The following is a 17,885-nucleotide window of genomic DNA, read 5'->3' on the forward strand; positions in this document are numbered from 1 at the left end:
GTCGGCACCCTCCGAACGGTGAGAAAACGCCAACACGGCAGCGGGGGCGGAGATATCTTGACGTCAAGATATATTCCGGTGATGCGATAGCCTGGTGGGTGACCCCGCGACGCTCACCACGACGCCCACGACGACGCTCACGACGGAGAGATCACACGTGCCCGAGTCCACCATCATCTACACGCACACCGACGAGGCGCCGGCGCTGGCGACGGCCTCTTTTCTGCCGATCGTGAAGGCTTTCGCGGGGCAGGCGGGCGTCGAGATCGACACCCGCGACATCTCCCTCGCGGGCCGCATCCTCGCCGCCTTCCCGCAGCGTCTCTCGCCCGAGCAGCAGGTGGGCGACGCGCTCGCCGAGCTCGGCGGTCTCGCCACCCTGCCCGAGGCGAACATCATCAAGCTGCCGAACATCTCGGCATCCATCCCGCAGCTGAAGGCCGCGATCGCCGAGCTCCAGTCGCAGGGCTACGACATCCCCGACTACCCGGACGACGCCGCCACGGTGGAGGAGAAGGACATCCGCGCCCGCTACGACCGCATCAAGGGATCGGCCGTGAACCCCGTGCTGCGCGAGGGCAACAGCGACCGCCGCGCGCCGCTGGCGGTCAAGAACTACGCGAAGAAGCACCCCCACCGCAACAAGCCCTTCGCCGCCGGGTCCAAGACCCGCGTCGCCACCATGGGCCACGACGACTTCAAGAGCAACGAGAAGAGCTGGATCGCCGCCCACGACGACGTCCTCAGCATCCGTCACACCGCCGTCGACGGCACCGTCACCGTTCTCAAGGACGGCCTCAAGGTGCTGCCGCGCGAGGTCGTCGACGCCACCTTCCTCTCGGCCACGGCGCTCGACGCCTTCCTCGCCGACACCATCGCCCAGGCCAAGGCGGAGAACGTGCTGTACTCCGTGCACCTGAAGGCCACGATGATGAAGGTCAGCGACCCCATCATCTTCGGCCACGTCGTCCGCGCGTTCTTCGCCGACGTCTTCGACACCTACGGCGCGCAGCTCTCGGCCGCCGGTCTCGACGGCAACAACGGCCTCGGGTCGATCCTCGCCGGGCTGGGCGATCTCGCCGACGGCGACGCGATCTCCGCCCGCATCGCGCAGGACCTCGCGTCGGGCCCCCGTCTCAGCTACGTCAACAGCGACAAGGGCATCACCAACCTGCACGTGCCGTCCGACGTCATCGTCGACGCCTCGATGCCCGCCCTCGTGCGCAACGGCGGAAAGCTGTGGGGCGTCGACGGCGCCGAGGACGACACCATCGCCGTCATCCCGGACTCCTCGTACGCCGGCGTCTACCAGGCCGTCATCGACGACGTGATCGCGAACGGCCCGCTCGACCCCGCGACCATCGGCACCGTGCCGAACGTCGGCCTCATGGCCCAGGCCGCCGAGGAGTACGGCAGCCACGACAAGACCTTCGAGATCCCGGCGGACGGCGTCGTCGAGGTGCTCGACTCCGCCGGCACCGTGCTCATCGAGCACCACGTCGAGAAGGGCGACATCTGGCGCGCGACCCAGGCGAAGCACATCGCGATCATGGACTGGGTGCGCCTGGCCGTCTCGCGCGCCCGCGCCACCGGCGTGCCCGCCGTCTTCTGGCTCGACGTCAACCGCGCCCACGACGCCCAGCTCATCGGCAAGGTGCACCAGGCGCTCGCGACGCTCGACACCGGCGACATCACGATCGTCATCCTCCCGCCCGAGGAGGCGACGCGGTACACGCTCGCGCGTCTGCGCAAGGGCGAGGACACGATCTCGGTGACGGGCAACGTGCTGCGCGACTACCTGACCGACCTCTTCCCGATCCTCGAGGTCGGCACGTCGGCCAAGATGCTCTCGATCGTCCCGCTGCTCGCCGGCGGCGGACTCTTCGAGACCGGCGCGGGCGGCTCGGCCCCCAAGCACGTGCAGCAGCTCCTCGAAGAGGACTACCTGCGGTGGGACTCGCTCGGCGAGTTCTTCGCGCTCGCGGCATCCTTCGAGCACCTCGCCGAGTTCACCGGCAACGCGAAGGCCAAGGTGCTCGCGGACACGCTGGATGCCGCGACCGGCACGTTCCTCGAGGAGGACCGCTCGCCGGGGCGCTCGCTCGGGACCATCGACAACCGCGGCAGCCACTTCTACCTCGGGCTGTACTGGGCCCAGGAGCTGGCGCACCAGAGCGCGGATGCCGAGCTCGCGGCCGCGTTCGCGCCCGTGGCCGAGAAGCTCGCGGCGGCGGAGCAGGAGATCGTGGCCGAGCTCAACGGTGTGCAGGGGCACCCCGTCGACATCGGCGGCTACTACCACCCCGACGTGGCGAAGGTCACCGCCGTCATGCGTCCGTCGGCGACGCTGAACGCGGTCATCGACGCGCTGTGATCCTCACCGAAGGCGCGGGCTGCGGTCCGCGCCTTCGGCGTTGCCGGCGTGGGACTCTGCCGGCGTGGGGCGTTTCGACTCGGCGCTTCGCGCCTCGCTCAACGACCGGTGAGAGCGCGGCCCCCGGTCGGCTCGGCGCTGCGCGCCTCGCTCGACGACCGGTGAGAGCGCGGCCCACCCCGGTCGTTGAGCGACGAGCGCAGCGAGGAGTCGAAACGCGGCGAGCGCGGGCTCAGTCGTGGATCCACACGTCCACGCCGGTCGGGGACCAGTCGTAGATCTGCTTCGCGCGATAGTTGGGCATGCCGACGCAGCCGTGGCTCTGCGGCGTGCCGAAGTTGTTGTGCCAGTACACGCCGTGGAAGGCCTCGTCGCCGTTGAAGTACATGACCCACTCGACGTTGGGCACGTCGTAGTTCCAGTACGGGTTGTTCGGGTCGGTGCTCGTCATCGTCTGCGAGCGGATGTGGCTGTTGATGCGGAAGTGTCCCGTGTAGGTGGGAGACGCCGGCAGACCGCTCGAGATCGGCCACGAGTCGACGACCGCGCCGTTCTCCTTCAGGTAGAGCATCTGCTCGCTGAGGTTCACCTCGAGCAGGCGCTGCAGCGTCGTCGTGGATGCCGGGGTCACCGTCACCGGGAGGGCGAACGCCGCTTTGCCCGCAGCGAGCTGCGTCGCGAACTCCTGTGCGACGCCGCTGGTGTCGCCGAGCGTGCGGCCGTCGGCGCCGGGCACGCTGGTGTCGAGCACGGTGCCGTCGGAGTTGGTGATCACCGTGCCGTTCGCCGGCGCGCGGTCGACGAGGGCGGCGAGGCCCGACACGGCGGCCTGGATCTTGTCGGCGTCCGCGGTGATCGCGAAGCTCCCCGCGGCGTCGGGGGTCACGGTGAGCCACGACGCGGCGGTCGCGGCGTCGACCGGCACGGTGCGCTCGTCGCCGACGTAGAAGCCGATGGTCTGCAGCATGCCGTTGAGCTGGTCGGCGGCGGCCTGCGCCTTCTCGGTCGAGGCGGGTGCGGCGACCGGGACCGTCGTCGTCGGGACGACCACGGAGCTCTGCCCCGAGACGAACGCGTCGTGGAGCGCCGCGCTGATGGCGTCGAGGTCGAGACCCGTGCCGTCGACGGCGGGCGTGACGGTGTAGGCGGTGCCGGCGAACGCGACGCCCGCGGGGACGGGGTCGACGAAGCTTCCGGGGAGGGCCGCGCGCAGCGCCGCGGTGGCCTTCTCGGCATCCAGTGTCAGGGGGGCATCGACGGCGTCGCCGAACCACTGCGTCACATTCCACAGGGGGCGTTCGTCGAAGGCGGCGTCGGCGAGCGCGCGGGCGTCGACCGTCGCACCGAGCTGAGCGCCCGTCACGGTGGGTCCGCCCTCACCCAGAACGAGCGTGGTGGCGCCGAGCCGCTGACTGATCGCATCGGTCGCGGCGCCGGCCGTGAGGAAGCCCACGGGAACGCCGGCGACGGCCGTGCCGGGGGCGATGAGCACGAGCGAGGCGGCCACGACGCCGACGGCGAGCGCGCCGGCGGGAACGCCGATCCACAGCCAGAGGCGCTTCTTCTTCGGCGCCGGCTCGGCCGGGGCCCACTGCACGGGAGGGGCTTCGGACGGAGGCGCCGCGCCGTCGAACGGGTCCACGGGACCGTCGAGAACGGCCGTCGCGGCGGTCGTCGGCGTCGCCGACGAGGGCTCGGGCGTGTGGTCCGCCTCTCGCCCCGTGCCAGGATCGGTCACTTGCAACACCCCCGTGTTCTGCGCGGCCGCGCCCTCCTATGGTACGGGATGGTGCGGCCGGCTCGGCAGAGACGTTCGTCGAGGCTCGTGCGCTCAGCCCCCGGAGCAGATCCGGGTGAACGCGGCCAGTGCCGACCGGATGTCGTCGGTGGTGCTCTGCAGGGCCGTGAGACGGGACAGATCGCCGCCCGCGATCGCCGCGAGGGTGTCGGATGCCGAGGCGAACCCGGTCTGCAGCGGCGGCAGCAGCGCGGCCACCTCGTGGTTGCCGACGGTTCCGGCGGCGGCGCCGAGCCGTCCCGCGACCCCGCCGAGGGCGTCGACCGCGGCGCGCGGGTCGCCGGGGTCGAGCGTCTGCAGCTGGGCCGCGGCATCCTCGACGCCGGCGCGCACGGTGTCGCACGCCTCCGCGACCGTCTGCGTGTCGCCGTCGGACGGCGTGGGGGCGGGGGAGGATGCCGCGCAGCCGGCGAGGGCCAGAGCGCCGGCGAGGATCACGGCGGCGAGCGGGGCGCGGCGGCGCGGCGGCATGGCGGTCATGTCTCTCCTCCTGTGATCGCCCGCGACGGGCAATGTAACGGTTTTGTAAACGGTCCTGCCGAATTGCGTTCCGCGCTTGCGGAACGGAGATTCGTAAGGTCTACTAACAAACATGTCCGGATCCGATGTGCAGCGCACTGCCCCCGAGACGGCCGCCCTCGCGGGCCGGTCGTTCAGCGCAGGCCGCGCGCTGCGTCACGCGGCGAAGGTCCTGCCGGAGCACGCTCGCGCGCACAACCGCTCCCTCGTGCTGCAGACCCTCTTCCACCAGGGTGCCATGAGTCGGGCGGACCTTTCCCGGGAGACCGGCCTCACCCGGGTGACGATCTCCGATCTCGTCGCCGAGCTGATCGACGACGGCTACGTCGCCGAACGCGGCCTGCGCGAGGTGACCGGTCCGGGCAAGCCCGCGATCCTCGTCGACCTCGACCGCGAGGGGCACCGCATCGTCGGGCTCGACCTCTCCGGCACCGACCGCTTCCTCGGCGCCGTGCTCACCCTCGACGGCGAGATCGTCGCGCGCCTCGACGTCGACGTGCCCGCCGATCCCGCCGACATCCTCGCCGTCGTCATCGATCTCGCCCGACGCCTGGTCGCGGATGCGCACGCGCCCGTCCTCGGCATCGGCGTCGGCAGCCCCGGCATCGTCGACGACCGCGGCGTCGTGCTCACGGCGCCGAACCTCGGCTGGCACGACGTCGACCTCGAAGGGGTGCTGCGTGCCGAGCTCGGACTTCCCGTGCTCGTGGCCAACGACGCCAACGCCGCCGTCCTCGCCGAGTACACCTTCGGCGGCGCCGCCGACGACGTCCTGCTCGTTCGCGTCGGCCGCGGTGTCGGCTCGGGGCTGCTCGCCAGCGGACAGCCCATGCGCGGCTCGCGCTTCGCCGCGGGCGAGATCGGCCACGTCACGGTCGGCACCGACGGTGGGCCGCGCTGCGTCTGCGGCAAGATCGGCTGCCTCGAGGCGTGGCTGTCGGTGCCCGCCCTCGAGGCGCGGCTCGCGGAGCCCGACGCGGACCGCGACGCGGTGCTCCGCGACGCCGGTGCGCGTCTCGGCATCGCACTCGCCCCCATCGTGGGCGTGCTCGACCTGTCGGAGATCGTGCTCTCCGGCATCCCAGAACTTCTCGACGGACCCCTCGCGACCGCGACCGTCGAGACACTGCGCACCCGGACGCTCGCCGAGTTCCACGACGGCGTGCAGGTGCGGATGACGGCGCAGGGGGAGGACATCGTCCTCCGCGGTGCGGCCGTCATGGTCCTGTCAGGACAACTCGGGGTGTCCTGACCCCTCATCCACGGATGGGTCACCGTGCCCCGATACCACCAAGAGAGACAAAGGAAGACACCATGAACAAGAAGCTCGGAGCCCTCGCGCTCCTCGGCGCTTCGGCTGTCGTTCTCGCCGGCTGCGCGGGCGGAAGCTCGGGCGGCACCGACGCCTCGGGCACGCCTGCAGCGGCGCAGCTGCGGGTCTGGCTCGTCGGCACCGACACGCCTCAGGATGCCCGCGACTACCTCAAGAAGACGTTCGAAGCCGACAACCCCGGCTCGACGCTCGTCATCGAGGAGCAGCAGTGGACCGGGCTCGTCGACAAGCTGACCACGAGCCTGTCGTCCAACGACACCCCCGACATCGTCGAGATGGGCAACACGCAGGCGGCCGCCTTCACCTCCAGCGGTGCACTCCTGGACATCTCCGACATCAAGGATCAGATCGGCGGGGACGACCTCCTGCCCGGATTCGTCGAGGCCGGCTCGTGGGACGGCAAGCTCTACGCGGCGCCGTACTACTCGGGCGCCCGCATCGTCTTCTACAACACCACCCAGTACGCCACGGCGGGTGTGCAGGTGCCGACGACCCTCGACGAGTACGTCGCGGGCGGCGAGAAGCTCGCGCAGGCGCTCCCCGGCGTCTCCGGCGTCTACTTCCCCGGCAAGGACTGGTACAACGCCCTCCCGTTCATCTGGGAGAACGGCGGCGAGGTCGCCGTGCAGAAGGACGGCAAGTGGGAGGCGCAGATGTCCAGTGACGCGTCGGTCAAGGGCATCGAGCAGGTGCAGCAGCTCATGACGAAGGCCTCCCTCGCCCCGAAGGACGGCGACGAGACCGAGGCGTGGGTGCCCTTCCGCACCGAGAAGGCCGCCACGCTGTCGGCGCCGAGCTGGGCGTACTGGTCGATCGTCGCCGATGAGGACAAGGCCGAGACGGCGCTGAGCAAGACCGTCGGCTACTACGCGCTCCCCGGCAAGGACGGCGGCGCGGCGAAGGTCTTCGCCGGCGGCTCGAACATCGGGATCGCGGCGAAGTCGGCCAACCCGGAGCTCGCCAAGAGCGCGCTGGAGATCATGCTCAGCGACGAGTACCAGTCGATCCTGGCCAAGGCCGGTCTCGTGCCCGCCAAGAAGTCGCTGGGCGGCGAGGTCGCGGCGGCCACCCCGGAGCTCGCGAAGATCATCGCGGATGCCGCGGCGAACGCCAAGCTGACCCCCGCCTCCCCGAAGTGGGCGGATGTCGAGGCGAAGGGCCTGCTGCAGGACTTCTTCGTCCAGGTCGCAGCCGGCGGCGACGTCAAGACGCTCGCCACCGCGCTGGACGAGCAGATCGACGCCATCCTCAACGGCTGAGTCCGCTTCGACTCGCCGGCGTTTCGACTCGTCGCTGCGCTCCGCGCTCAACGGCCGGTGGGGGCATCGCCTCCCCGGTCGTTGAGCGAGCGCAGCGCGTCGAAACGCCCCTCATCACCACCACGAAAGGAGACCCGGCGATGGCCACCACGCTGATCTCCCGTCGCTCTCCCGAGACCGACCGCCCGTCCGCGCCCGCGCCGCGCCGGCGCCGTCGCCGGGACCGCACACCGCTCGCGCTGCTGCTGCCCGCACTCGTGATGCTCGCCGTCTTCATCGGCTGGCCCCTGCTGCAGCTGATCGTCATGTCGTTCCAGAAGTACGGGCGCGAGCAGATCTTCGGCAAGCCCGCCGAGTTCGTCTGGTTCGACAACTACGTGCGGGTGCTCACCGACGCGCAGTTCTGGGTCGTGCTGGGCCGCAGCTTCGGCCTGATGATCGTCTGCGCCGCGGCCACGATGGTCCTGGGCGTCGCGATCGCGCTCATGATGAAGTCGCTCGGACGGGTGATGCGCACGGTCGTGTCGGTCGGGCTGCTGCTGGCGTGGGCGATGCCCGCGCTCACGGGCACGATCGTATGGGGCTGGATCTTCGACACGTCCTACGGCCTCGTCAACTACGTGCTCACCCGGATCACCGGGCAGAACTGGATCGGTCACAGCTGGCTGTCCGATCCGCTCAGCTTCTTCGGCGTCGCGGCCATCATCATCACGTGGGGCGCGATCCCGTTCGTCGCCTTCTCGACGTACGCGGGGCTCTCGCAGGTGCCCGACGAGGTGCTGGAGGCGGCATCCCTCGACGGTTCGAGCGCCTGGCAGCGCTTCCGGTACATCGTCGTCCCGTACATCCGCTCGATCCTGGTCGTGCTGTTGATCCTCCAGGTCATCTGGGATCTCCGCGTGTTCGCACAGATCTACGCGCTGCAGACCGTCGGCGGCATCCGTGCCGACACCAACACCATCGGCGTCTACATCTACAGCGTCTCGATGGCGACCGGCGACCTGGGCTCGGGAGGGGCGATCTCGGTGATCCTCGTCATCGTGCTGCTCGCCATCTCCGCCTACTACATCCGCACCATGCTGACCTCGGAGGACGACTGATGAGCGCCCGCACGAGGCGCGCCACCGGGCGCGTCTTCCTGAACCTCGCCGCCGTCGTCGTCTTCGTCTGCTCGGTCTTCCCGGTGTACTGGATGGTCAACACGGCCTTCCTCCCGGGGTCGGCGGTCAAGAGCGAGACCCCGCACTTCTGGCCCGACCAGTTCACGCTGCGCAGCTTCCAGGCGGCGTGGGAGGGCGGGTTCGTGCCGGCGCTGTGGGTGTCGCTGGCGGTGACGCTGCTCACCGTCGTCGCCGCGCTGGTGTTCGCGTTCCTCGCCTCGATCGCCGTGTCGCGCTACCGGTTCCGCTCGCGCAAGAGCTTCATCGTGGCGATCCTCGTGATCCAGATGATCCCGGCCGAGGCGATGATCATCTCGACCTTCCGCGTGCTCGACGGCTGGCACCTGCTCAACACGGTGATCGGCCTGTCGGCCGTGTACATCGCGATGGTGCTGCCGTTCACGATCTGGACGCTGCGCGGCTTCGTCAACGGCATCCCCGCCGACCTCGAGGAGGCGGCGATGATCGACGGCTGCAGCCGCACGCAGGCCTTCTGGCGGGTGACCTTCCCGCTCCTGGCACCGGGGCTCGTCTCGACCGGCATCTTCGCCTTCATCCAGGCGTGGAACGAGTTCATCTTCGCCCTCGTCATCATGACCCGCCCCGAGTCGCAGACGTTGCCGATCTGGCTGCGCAGCTTCGTGCAGGCGACGAAGGCCACCGACTGGGCGGTCGTCATGGCCGGATCGACCCTCATGGCGATCCCGGTCATCGTCTTCTTCCTCATCGTGCAGGGCAAGATGACGAGCGGCCTGGTGTCGGGAGCGGTGAAGGGCTGATGCGACTCGGATTCGACGTCGGGGGCACCAAGACCGACGCCGTGGTCGTCGCGTCCGGCGGCGGGGACCGCGGCAAGCACATCCTCGCGCGCCTGCGACGTCCGACCGGGTGGGGAGCGGATGCCGTCGTCGCGACGATCCTCACGATGGTCGACGAGCTGGCGGATGCCGTGGGCCGTCCCGCGTCGGTGTTCAGCTCGATCGGCGTCGGCATGCCCGGGCAGGTCGCCCCCGGCGGGTCCACGGTCACGCACGCCGTCAACCTCGGCATCGACGAGCTCGACCTCGCACTCGCGATCGGGCCGCGCCTCGGCATCCCCGTGCGCGCGGAGAACGACGTGAAGGCGGCGGCCGTCGGTGCGTACGCGCTGCACGGCGCCGCCGGATCGAGCGCGATGGCGTATCTCAACCTCGGGACGGGGATCGCCGCCGGCTTCGTGCGCGGCGGGCGCCTCTGGCGTGGCGTGCACGGATCGGCGGGGGAGGTCGGCCACATCTCCGTCGACCCGGCCGGCCCGCTCTGCCGCTGCGGTCAGCGCGGCTGCATCGAGGCGTTCAGCGGCGGCGCGGCCGTCGCCGAACGCTGGGCGCGTCCCGGCGCCCTGCCGGTGCGCGACGTCTTCGACGCCGCCGACGCGGGGGATGCCGAGGCGATCGCGCTCCGCCGCGGTCTCGCCTACGGCGTCGCTTCGGCGATCCGCGTGATCGTGCTCGCCGGCGACGTGGACGCCGTCGTGCTGGGGGGAGGCGTCACCGCGCTCGGCGACCGTATGCTGAGGCCTGTGCTGACCGAGCTCGAGGAGAGCGCCGCCGCATCCCCGTTCCTGCGCTCGCTGCGACTGAGCGAGCGCGTCGACCTGCTGCCGCCCGGTTCTCCGGCGGCGGCCCTGGGCGCCGCGATCGTCGGCGCCGACTCTGAGCAGGAGGCTGTCTTCCATGGCTGAAGTCGTCATCGTCCCGTCCGCCGCCGACGCGGGCGCCCTCGTCGCCGACGAGATCGTGCGCCTGATCGCGGCGCGGCCCGACGCCGTGCTGGGCCTCGCGACCGGCTCGACCCCGCTGCCCGTGTACGAGGCCCTGCGTCCCCGCCTGGAGGGCGTCGACGTCTCGCGGGTGCGCGGGTTCGCGCTCGACGAGTACGTGGGCATCGACCCGCGGCATCCCGAGAGCTACCGCTCCGTGATCACGAAGGAGGTCGTGGAGCCGCTCGGGCTCGATCCCGACCGCATCCACACCCCCAACGGCGACCTCGCGACCATCGCGCACGCGGGCGACGACTACGAGCGGGCGATCGCCGATGCGGGCGGCATCGACCTGCAGATCCTCGGGATCGGCACGTCGGGCCACATCGGCTTCAACGAGCCGGGGTCCTCGTTCGCCTCGCGCACGCGCGTGAAGACCCTCATCGAGCAGACGCGGCGCGACAACGCGCGGTTCTTCGACTCGGTCGACGACGTGCCGATGCACTGCATCACGCAGGGGCTCGGCACGATCCTCTCCGCCCGGCACCTCTTCCTGCTCGCGTTCGGCGAGGGCAAGGCCGCCGCCGTCGCGGGTGCCGTGGAGGGTCCCGTGACGTCGTCGCTGCCGGGCTCGGCCATCCAGCTGCACCCGCACGTGACCGTCGTGGTCGACGAGGCCGCGGCATCCCGCCTGGAGCACGCCGACTACTACCGCTACGCCTTCGCGAACAAGCCGGCCTGGCAGGGCCTCTGACGCCGCCCAGCGCGCTTCATCCGTCCCCTGCGGTCGCGTCCACGCGCGGATGGCGACAACGAGAGACGGATGAACGGGTCGGCTCAGGGCGTGAAGACCTTGCCCGGGTTCAGGATGCCGAGGGGGTCGAACACGCGGGTGATCTGGCGCTGCAGCCCCCACTGGTCGTCGCCGAGTTCGTCGACCAGCCAGCGGCGTTTGAGGACGCCGACACCGTGCTCGCCGGTGAGCGTGCCGCCGAGGCGCAGCGCCGAGCGGAACAGGTCGTCGGCCGCGCGCCAGACGACCTCCGGCACCTCGTCGCCGTCGAAGACGAAGTTGGGGTGCAGGTTGCCGTCGCCCGCGTGGCAGACCGTCGGGATCACGAGGTCGTACTCGCGCTCGATGCGCGCGATCTCGTCGAACATCGCCGGCAGGGCGCTGCGGGGCACCGAGACGTCCTCGATGAGGGTCGTGCCCATCGCCTCCATCGCCGGATGCATCGAGCGACGGATCGTCCACAGCAGCTCGGCGTCCGCATCGTCGCGGGCCGTACGGACCTCGCCGCCGGCGGCGACGAGGGTGGCGGCGATCGCCTCGGCCTCGTCGGATGCCGACGCGCCGTCGGTCTGCACCGTCAGCTGCGAAGCGCCGGCGGGCGGCGCGGGCAGCGACAGGAGCCGGTGGACGGCGGCGAGGCACGCGGCATCCATCAGCTCCATGATCGAGGGCTGCGCGCCCGCCGCGGTCACCGCGGCGGCGGCCGTGGCCGCCGCGCGGACGTCGGGGAACAGCGCCGTGAGGGTGCGCGTGCGGCCGGGAACGAGGCGGCGTAGCTTCAGGGTCGCCCCCACGACGACGCCGAGGGTGCCCTCCGAGCCGATCACGAGGGCCGTCAGGTCGAGCCCGGTCACGCCCTTGACGCTGCGGTGTCCGAGGTGCAGCAGCCGCCCGTCGGCGAGGACGACGTCGACGCCGAGGACGGCGTCGCGCACGACACCGTACTTCGCGCACAGCAGGCCCCCGGCGCCGGTGGCGATGTTGCCGCCGACGGTCGAGATGGCGCGGCTCGCCGGGTCGGGAGCCCACCACAGCCCGTGAGCGGCGAGGGCGTCGTTGAGATCGGCGTTGAGGATGCCGGGCTCGACGACCGCCAGGAGGTCATCGGCGCGCACCTCGAGGATGCGGTCCATCGCGCGCATCGACAGGACGATCTCGCCGGCACCCGCGTTCGCGCCGCCCGCGAGGCCCGTGCCGGCGCCCCGCACGACGACCGGGGTGCGCGTCGCCGTCGCGATGCGCATGGTCGCCTGGACGTCGGCCACGGATGCCGCGTGCACGATGGCCACCGGTGCGCCGACGGCGGCGTGACCGGACTTGTCGGCCCGCGCCGCGTCGAGGGCGGCCGGGTCCGTGTCGATGCGGTCGGCCAGCTCGGCGCGCAGGAGGTCCAGGACGGTCGTCATCGCGGTCTCCCGTCTAGGCGGCGAGGCGTCGCCGACCGACGACGAGCCCGACCGTGACGGCGACGACCGCGTAGGCGACGCCGATCCAGGCGTTGCCGCTGGTCCACCACACGATGGTCGCGGACGCGTACACGAGCAGCTCGACCAGCGCGCGCACGAACGGGTGCACCGCGAACACGGCGCGCGGGGAGACGAACAGGGCCCACAGGAGGATCGCGATCAGTGGCGTGCCGATTCCGGCGACGATGTTCCACGGGAACGGCCACGCCGTGAATCCCCAGACCGCGAGCGTGATGAACGCGAACAGCTCGGTCAGGAACGCGAGCACGTCGAGCGCGTCGAGCGACGGTCGCATGCCCGCCGGAAGAGCGCCGGCACCGCTGTCCGCGCGCGGAGCTTCGGGGGCGGCGGGGCGTACGGGCGGCAGGTCGGACATGCCTGTCAGTTTACGCGGGGGCCGGGGTGCGCTGCGGCTCAGGGGGCGGGAGGCGGGCCCCAGAGGAAGACGGTGTACTCCGGACCCAGTCGCTCGCCGTCGACGTACTGGATCGTGGCCGGCGCGTGCAGGATCTCCCGGTAGACCGCGGAGAAGGAGAAGGTCGTCCGGCCGTCTTCGTTCAAGACCTGGCGACCGCGCTCGATCCCCCCGACGACCAGTCGGACCGTCTCGCCCGGTGTTCCCGTGACGACCAGGTCGAGAGTGCCCGTCAGCGGAGCGTCGGGGCTCGGCGTGAACTCGCCGCTGACGAACCGCGGCGAGGGGTCCGCCGTGGGCGTGGGCGTGGGCGTGGGCGTGGGCGTCGGTGTCGGTGTGGGGGTCGGTGTGGGTGTCGGTGTCGGTGTCCGGGTCGGCGTCGCGCTCGGGGTCGGCGACGGGGTGGGCGTCGCGGTCGGGGTCGGTGACGGGGCCGGCGTCGGGGTCGCCGGCGGGGCCGCCGGGGCGGCGGGCGCGGTCGGCGTGGCACGGCGCGTCGGCGCGGACGTCGAGACGGTGTCGGGCCGCACGGATGCCGTGGGCACCGGCGTCGACGTGGGATCGGCGGAGGGCAGGGTGCTCGGTGTGGGCGCCGCAGCGGGCGGGGCGGCTGCGGCATCCCCGCCGTCGCTCGCTCCTGCGCCGGTCGTGCCCGAACCGTCGGCCGGAGCGGAGGCGCTGTTCGCGATCACCTGGGGCACGACGATCGCGGCAGCCACGGCCGCACCGGCGACGAGCACACCGGCCGCGACCAGTCCGACCACGGCCCCGGCGGCGAGTCCGCCGCCCCCGGCCGCCGCCGAACCGCCGGCCGCGGCGCCCGCCGAGCCGCCCGCTCCGCCCGTACCGCCACCGCCGGCCGCTCCCGATCCGGTGCCGGCTGCGCCGGCCGCCCCCATCACCGGGGCGGATCCGGGACCCACGGTCACCGCGCCCGGCACGGTGCCCGAGGCGCCCGCCGCGAGGGCGACCAACGGTGCGGAGCCACCCTGGAGGGTGGCGAGGTAGGCGGTCGCGGCGCCGGCGCCGATCGTCAGCGGCAGGAGCACCAGGGCCAGGCGGTGCGAGACCTCGGTGGCCTCGGCGGCGACGATGGTGCAGCGCGCGCACTCCGCCAGGTGCGCCTCGAGCTTCTTGTGGTCACGCGTGCCGAGGTTGTTGCGCGCGTACGCGCCGAGGCGCTCGATCGTCCACTGGCAGTCGGAGCCGTCGGTGACGCTCTGCAGGTGGGCCTGGATCCACGCCTCGCGCAACCCTTCGCGCGCGCGGAAGGCGAGCTGCGCGACGGCGGTGGCCTTCATGCCCAGCAGCGGGGCGATCTCGGCCGGCTTCATCTGCTCGATCTCGGTGTACCAGAGCACCTCCTGCCAGCGGGTCGGAAGGCTGCGGAATGCGCGATGCGTGAGGCTCCGATCGAGCGCCTCATCGGTGGCGTGCGCGTCGGCATCCGGATCGGGGAGTGCTTCGAGCTCATCGATCGCCGTCTCACGGCGGGCGCGGCCCCAGCCGGCCGCGGTGTTGCGGATGCTCGTGAACAGGTACGCGCGGAAGGACCCCGTGGGCCCGCCGCCCTTGGCGATGGCCTGATAGATGCGCGAATACGCCTCCTGGACCAGATCGTCGGCGTCGAAACTCGAGGTGATCGACGACGCGACCGTCAGCCCCGAACGGTAGTGGCGGCGCCACAGTTCGGCGAACGCCTGCCGGTCGCCGGAACGCGTGCGCAGCACGAGGTCGGCGTCGGCGACGTCGGCCACGTCGGGGCGCGGCTGATCGGGGGTGTCCATGGCGGTGTCCTGTCGAGGCGGGCGTGTCGTTCGTCTTCATCGAGAGAGACGCTCGCGGCGGCGGATTATGACGCGGGTCGCGTCATCCCACCCGTATTTTCGCAGGTCCGGCTGGGCAACGGCCGATGGCCGGAACACGCCGCCGGCATGCTCTCGCAAAAAGGTCGAGAAAAATCTCGCAACTCGCGTAATAGACCGCGTGAGTCCCGCTCTCTTACTGGTGAAGGACTTCCCGACACGTGCTCTCCAGGGGGATTCAGGAGCAGCGCGGTCGGGAACGGCCAGGGGAACGGAGCGATCCGTGGCCACGGACCGGAAGCGCGGGATCTCGGGGGAGGACCTGCGCGGTACCGGTGGAGGGGGTAGAGCGGGGCGGACGGCGTGGGGGCGCCGTCCGCCCCGCTTCTCGTCGAGAGCTTCGTCGACGGTGCCGGTTCGGGTGGGGCGCCGGCGGGGTCAGACGGGGATGCCGTCGACCCACACCGACCGCACCGTCAACCGCTCATCGAGCAGCACGGCGTCGGCGGCGCGGCCCACGGCGAGCGAACCGAACCGGTCCGCGACGCCGACGACCCGCGCCGGGACGTGCGTGAGCGCGCCGACCGCGGTGGCCAGCGGGACACCCGCGCGCACCGCGAGGCGCAGGGCGGCGTCCTGGGTGAGGGTCGATCCCGCGATCGCACCGCCGACGTCGAGACGCGCGGTGCCGTCGGTCACCGTGACGGCGAGCCCGCCCAGCGTGTAGTGGCCGTCGGCGGCGCCGGCGGCGGCCATCGCATCGGTGATGAGGGCGATGCGACCGGGCGCCTGCGCGAACGCGAGCGCCACGACATCCGGATGCACGTGCACCCCGTCCGCGATGATCTCCAGCGTGACGCGCTCGTCGCGGAGGGCTGCGACGACGGGTCCGGGCTCGCGGTGGTGGATGCCGGGCATGGCGTTGAACGCGTGCGTCAGGATCGTCGCGCCCGCGTCGAAGGCGGCGAACGCCTCGTCCTCCGTCGCGTTCGTGTGCCCGACGGCGACCGCGACACCCGCCGCGGCGAACTGCGACACGGCGGCGAGCCCGCCGGGAAGCTCGGGGGCGAGCGTCACCTGCCGCACGGTGCCGCGCCCGGCATCGATGAGGCGTGCGACGGCCGCGGCATCCGGCGGACGCAGCAGGCCCGGGGTGTGGGCGCCCTTGTGGCCGACGTCGAGGAACGGCCCCTCGAGGTGCGAGCCGAGGATCGTCGCGTCGGCCGCGGCGAGCCCGGCGACGACGGCGACCCGCGCGGCGAGGTCGTCGAGGGATGCCGTGACGAGTGACACCACGGCGCGGGTCGTGCCGTGGGCGCGGTGCAGCGCGCGGGCCGTGGCGATCGCCTCGGCGCCGTCGTCGAACGACGCGCCGCCGCCGCCGTGTCCGTGGATGTCGATGAATCCGGGCGTGAGCACGCCGCCCGCGCCGTCGATGACACGGTCCGCCGCCACCGCGCGCCACCCGTCGCCCGTGCCGCGGTCGCGGACGCGTCCGTCGGCGAACGCGATCCAGGCGTCGTCGGTGGCGGCGCCCCCGTCGACGAGCCGGACGGCGCGGATCACCGTCGTCATGCCGTCCCCCCGTCGGCCGCCTCGCTGAGCGGTCCTTCGCCGCGGCCGGCATCGCGGGCCGGGGCGGCCGCGACGGGCATCCAGTCGATCTCGGGCGAGGCGGTGAAGCGGATGCCGAGCGCCGCCCACAGGGGACCGAGTCCGCCGACGCGCGTGCGGAACGACTCCCAGGATCGCAGGGGCGTCGCCCCGAGGGCGGGCGACCACGCGGCCTCCGCCGCGGCGGCGATGCGCGGGAAGGCGAGGGCGTCCATGTCGTCGGCCGTGCGGGCGGTCTCGCCCCACAGCGGCGCCTCGACGCCGAGGATGTCGTCGTCGCAGATGCCGTCGACCACGCGGGCGGGGTCCCAGTCGTAGGCGCGACGGACGGTGGTCACTCCGCGCGCCCAGGTGAGTCCGAGCGGCGAGTCGGGGTCGAACTTCATGTCGAGGTAGATCGCGTCGGCGGGGGAGAGGATCACCTGTCCGCCGCGACGGACGAACCCGCGGGTCTTCTCGTCCATGCCGTCGGTGGGAGACACGAAACCCCAGTACTGGCCGATCGTGCCCGCGGCGAGGGTGGGGGAGGCCCCCGCCTCGTGCCAGGCGATGGGGGTCTTGCCGGCGTCGAGCACGAGGCGCGAGGTGCGCTCGATGTAGTGGGCGTAGTCCTCGGCACCCGTCCCGAGCGCCTCGTCGCCGCCGATGTGCAGGTAGGGCCCGGGCGTGAGGGCCGCCAGCTCGGTGAGGACGTCGGCGAGGAAGGCGTAGGTCCGCTCGTCGCGGATGCGCAGCGACGAGAACCCCACCCCGATGCCCTCGTACGGGGTGCCGCTCACGGGCAGCGCGCTGGCGTCCGCCTGCGCGAGCTCCTCCAGTTCGGCGCTCAGCACCGGCTCCTCGCACAGCTCGGGGTAGGCGAGCGAGACCGCGTGCGTGTGGCTCGGGCCGTCGATCTCCGGCACCACGATCATGTGACGGGTGGCGGCGTACGCGACGACGGCGCGGTAGTCGTCGTGCGTGTAGAAGCCCCCGGCGTCACCGCCGACCGCTGTCGTCGCCGCCTTCTGGGTGAGCAGCGGTCGGGACTCCAGCTGCAGCCGCCAGCCCTGGTCGTCGGTGAGGTGCAGGTGCAGCGCGTTGAACTTCAGACCCGCCGCCCGGTCGATGTATCCGCACACGGTCTCGACGTCGAGGAAGTGGCGGGCGACGTCGAGCATCACCCCGCGATAGCCGAAACGAGGGGCGTCGTCGATCTCCATCGCCGCGACGTGCGCACCCGCGGGCCCGACCGAGATCGCCTGCACGAGCGTCTGCACGCCGTAGAAGAGGCCCGCGGCATCGGCGCCGACCACCTCGACGGCGCTCTCGCCGCTGCGCAGCCGGTACGACTCCGCGGGCCCGTCGTGGCCGAGCGCCAGGCGGATGCTGCGACCCGACGCGACGCCGGCGGCCGCCGTGGAGGTCAGCCGGATGCCGGTGCGCACCTCGATCAGCCTGCGCAGCGCGGCGGCGGGCGCGGCGGCCTCCGTCTCGGCGAGGACCGCGACGTCGCTCGTGAGCAGGAAGGGGGCGCTGTCGGCGACGACGAGCCGCGCGGGGGCGGGGACGAGGGCGGGCTGCGACACGGTCTCTCCATTCTGCGCGGGTGTCGGGACCGAGACCAGG

Annotated in this window: 14 protein-coding genes; 7 read left to right on the plus strand and 7 right to left on the minus strand. The window is 72.0% G+C overall.

The annotated features are described in order from the left end of the window. Positions 1 to 157: 157 nt before the first annotated feature. A complete protein-coding gene (locus AC6CQV_RS01860) occupies positions 158 to 2,374 on the plus strand; it encodes an NADP-dependent isocitrate dehydrogenase (protein WP_498260709.1) in 2,217 nt (738 codons plus the stop codon). A 232-nt stretch (positions 2,375 to 2,606) separates the two neighbouring features. Here the strand turns inward: AC6CQV_RS01860 and AC6CQV_RS01865 are convergent, their stop codons facing one another. Further along, the gene (locus AC6CQV_RS01865; RefSeq protein WP_498260106.1) at positions 2,607 to 4,112 is read right to left on the minus strand and encodes a L,D-transpeptidase family protein; all 1,506 of its coding nucleotides are present in this window, start codon (positions 4,110 to 4,112) and stop codon (positions 2,607 to 2,609) included. Positions 4,113 to 4,205: 93 nt separating this feature from the next. Continuing rightward, the gene (locus AC6CQV_RS01870; RefSeq protein WP_498260107.1) at positions 4,206 to 4,652 is read right to left on the minus strand and encodes a hypothetical protein; all 447 of its coding nucleotides are present in this window, start codon (positions 4,650 to 4,652) and stop codon (positions 4,206 to 4,208) included. 112 nt (positions 4,653 to 4,764) lie between these two features. On the opposite strand from AC6CQV_RS01870, the gene AC6CQV_RS01875 reads away from it, so the two are divergent. The 6 genes from AC6CQV_RS01875 (at position 4,765) to AC6CQV_RS01900 (ending at position 10,938) form a co-directional block, all read left to right on the plus strand. Continuing rightward, entirely contained in the window at positions 4,765 to 5,943 is a 1,179-nt protein-coding gene (locus AC6CQV_RS01875) for an ROK family transcriptional regulator (RefSeq protein ID WP_498260108.1), read from the plus strand. 62 nt (positions 5,944 to 6,005) lie between these two features. After that, on the plus strand, positions 6,006 to 7,283 hold the full coding sequence (locus AC6CQV_RS01880) for an extracellular solute-binding protein (protein WP_060960739.1): 1,278 nt from the start codon (positions 6,006 to 6,008) through the stop codon (positions 7,281 to 7,283). Positions 7,284 to 7,423: 140 nt separating this feature from the next. Continuing rightward, positions 7,424 to 8,383, plus strand: a complete 960-nt coding sequence (locus AC6CQV_RS01885) for a carbohydrate ABC transporter permease (RefSeq protein ID WP_060960740.1) — start codon at positions 7,424 to 7,426, stop codon at positions 8,381 to 8,383. Continuing rightward, positions 8,383 to 9,222 carry a carbohydrate ABC transporter permease gene (locus tag AC6CQV_RS01890; RefSeq protein ID WP_060960741.1) on the plus strand — a complete coding sequence of 280 codons (840 nt, stop codon included), beginning with the start codon at positions 8,383 to 8,385 and terminating at the stop codon, positions 9,220 to 9,222. Before AC6CQV_RS01885 ends, AC6CQV_RS01890 begins: the two co-directional genes overlap by 1 nt. Next, positions 9,222 to 10,166, plus strand: coding sequence for an ROK family protein (locus AC6CQV_RS01895; RefSeq protein WP_498260109.1), 945 nt, complete (start codon positions 9,222 to 9,224; stop codon positions 10,164 to 10,166). The genes AC6CQV_RS01890 and AC6CQV_RS01895 overlap by 1 nt, the downstream gene beginning before the upstream one ends. After that, positions 10,159 to 10,938 (plus strand): glucosamine-6-phosphate deaminase, encoded by a 780-nt coding sequence (locus AC6CQV_RS01900; protein ID WP_205283400.1) that lies wholly within the window; start codon positions 10,159 to 10,161, stop codon positions 10,936 to 10,938. Before AC6CQV_RS01895 ends, AC6CQV_RS01900 begins: the two co-directional genes overlap by 8 nt. A gap of 83 nt (positions 10,939 to 11,021) precedes the next feature. Here AC6CQV_RS01900 and AC6CQV_RS01905 read toward each other — a convergent pair whose 3' ends face one another. From AC6CQV_RS01905 to AC6CQV_RS01925, 5 genes are all read right to left on the minus strand, one after another. Continuing rightward, the gene (locus AC6CQV_RS01905; RefSeq protein ID WP_498260110.1) at positions 11,022 to 12,383 is read right to left on the minus strand and encodes an FAD-binding oxidoreductase; all 1,362 of its coding nucleotides are present in this window, start codon (positions 12,381 to 12,383) and stop codon (positions 11,022 to 11,024) included. 13 nt (positions 12,384 to 12,396) lie between these two features. Further along, positions 12,397 to 12,819, minus strand: a complete 423-nt coding sequence (locus tag AC6CQV_RS01910; protein ID WP_191009004.1) for a YrdB family protein — start codon at positions 12,817 to 12,819, stop codon at positions 12,397 to 12,399. A gap of 38 nt (positions 12,820 to 12,857) precedes the next feature. Continuing rightward, a complete protein-coding gene (locus AC6CQV_RS01915; protein ID WP_498260111.1) occupies positions 12,858 to 14,645 on the minus strand; it encodes a sigma-70 family RNA polymerase sigma factor in 1,788 nt (595 codons plus the stop codon). A 456-nt stretch (positions 14,646 to 15,101) separates the two neighbouring features. Continuing rightward, positions 15,102 to 16,238 carry an N-acetylglucosamine-6-phosphate deacetylase gene (gene nagA, locus AC6CQV_RS01920; protein ID WP_498260112.1) on the minus strand — a complete coding sequence of 379 codons (1,137 nt, stop codon included), beginning with the start codon at positions 16,236 to 16,238 and terminating at the stop codon, positions 15,102 to 15,104. Continuing rightward, positions 16,235 to 17,845 (minus strand): beta-N-acetylhexosaminidase, encoded by a 1,611-nt coding sequence (locus AC6CQV_RS01925; protein WP_498260113.1) that lies wholly within the window; start codon positions 17,843 to 17,845, stop codon positions 16,235 to 16,237. Before AC6CQV_RS01925 ends, nagA begins: the two co-directional genes overlap by 4 nt. Positions 17,846 to 17,885 lie beyond the last annotated feature (40 nt).

Source organism: Microbacterium sp. EG9 (genome assembly GCF_059759475.1).

Excerpts from the sequence above, each read along its gene's own strand:
- AC6CQV_RS01870 (WP_498260107.1), bottom strand. The coding sequence starts at position 4,652 with ATGACCGCCATGCCGCCGCGCCGCCGCGCCCCGCTCGCCGCCGTGATC.
- AC6CQV_RS01875 (WP_498260108.1), top strand. The coding sequence starts at position 4,765 with ATGTCCGGATCCGATGTGCAGCGCACTGCCCCCGAGACGGCCGCCCTC.
- AC6CQV_RS01880 (WP_060960739.1), top strand. The coding sequence starts at position 6,006 with ATGAACAAGAAGCTCGGAGCCCTCGCGCTCCTCGGCGCTTCGGCTGTC.
- AC6CQV_RS01885 (WP_060960740.1), top strand. The coding sequence starts at position 7,424 with ATGGCCACCACGCTGATCTCCCGTCGCTCTCCCGAGACCGACCGCCCG.
- AC6CQV_RS01890 (WP_060960741.1), top strand. The coding sequence starts at position 8,383 with ATGAGCGCCCGCACGAGGCGCGCCACCGGGCGCGTCTTCCTGAACCTC.
- AC6CQV_RS01895 (WP_498260109.1), top strand. The coding sequence starts at position 9,222 with ATGCGACTCGGATTCGACGTCGGGGGCACCAAGACCGACGCCGTGGTC.
- AC6CQV_RS01900 (WP_205283400.1), top strand. The coding sequence starts at position 10,159 with ATGGCTGAAGTCGTCATCGTCCCGTCCGCCGCCGACGCGGGCGCCCTC.
- AC6CQV_RS01905 (WP_498260110.1), bottom strand. The coding sequence starts at position 12,383 with ATGACGACCGTCCTGGACCTCCTGCGCGCCGAGCTGGCCGACCGCATC.
- AC6CQV_RS01910 (WP_191009004.1), bottom strand. The coding sequence starts at position 12,819 with ATGTCCGACCTGCCGCCCGTACGCCCCGCCGCCCCCGAAGCTCCGCGC.
- AC6CQV_RS01915 (WP_498260111.1), bottom strand. The coding sequence starts at position 14,645 with ATGGACACCCCCGATCAGCCGCGCCCCGACGTGGCCGACGTCGCCGAC.
- nagA (WP_498260112.1), bottom strand. The coding sequence starts at position 16,238 with ATGACGACGGTGATCCGCGCCGTCCGGCTCGTCGACGGGGGCGCCGCC.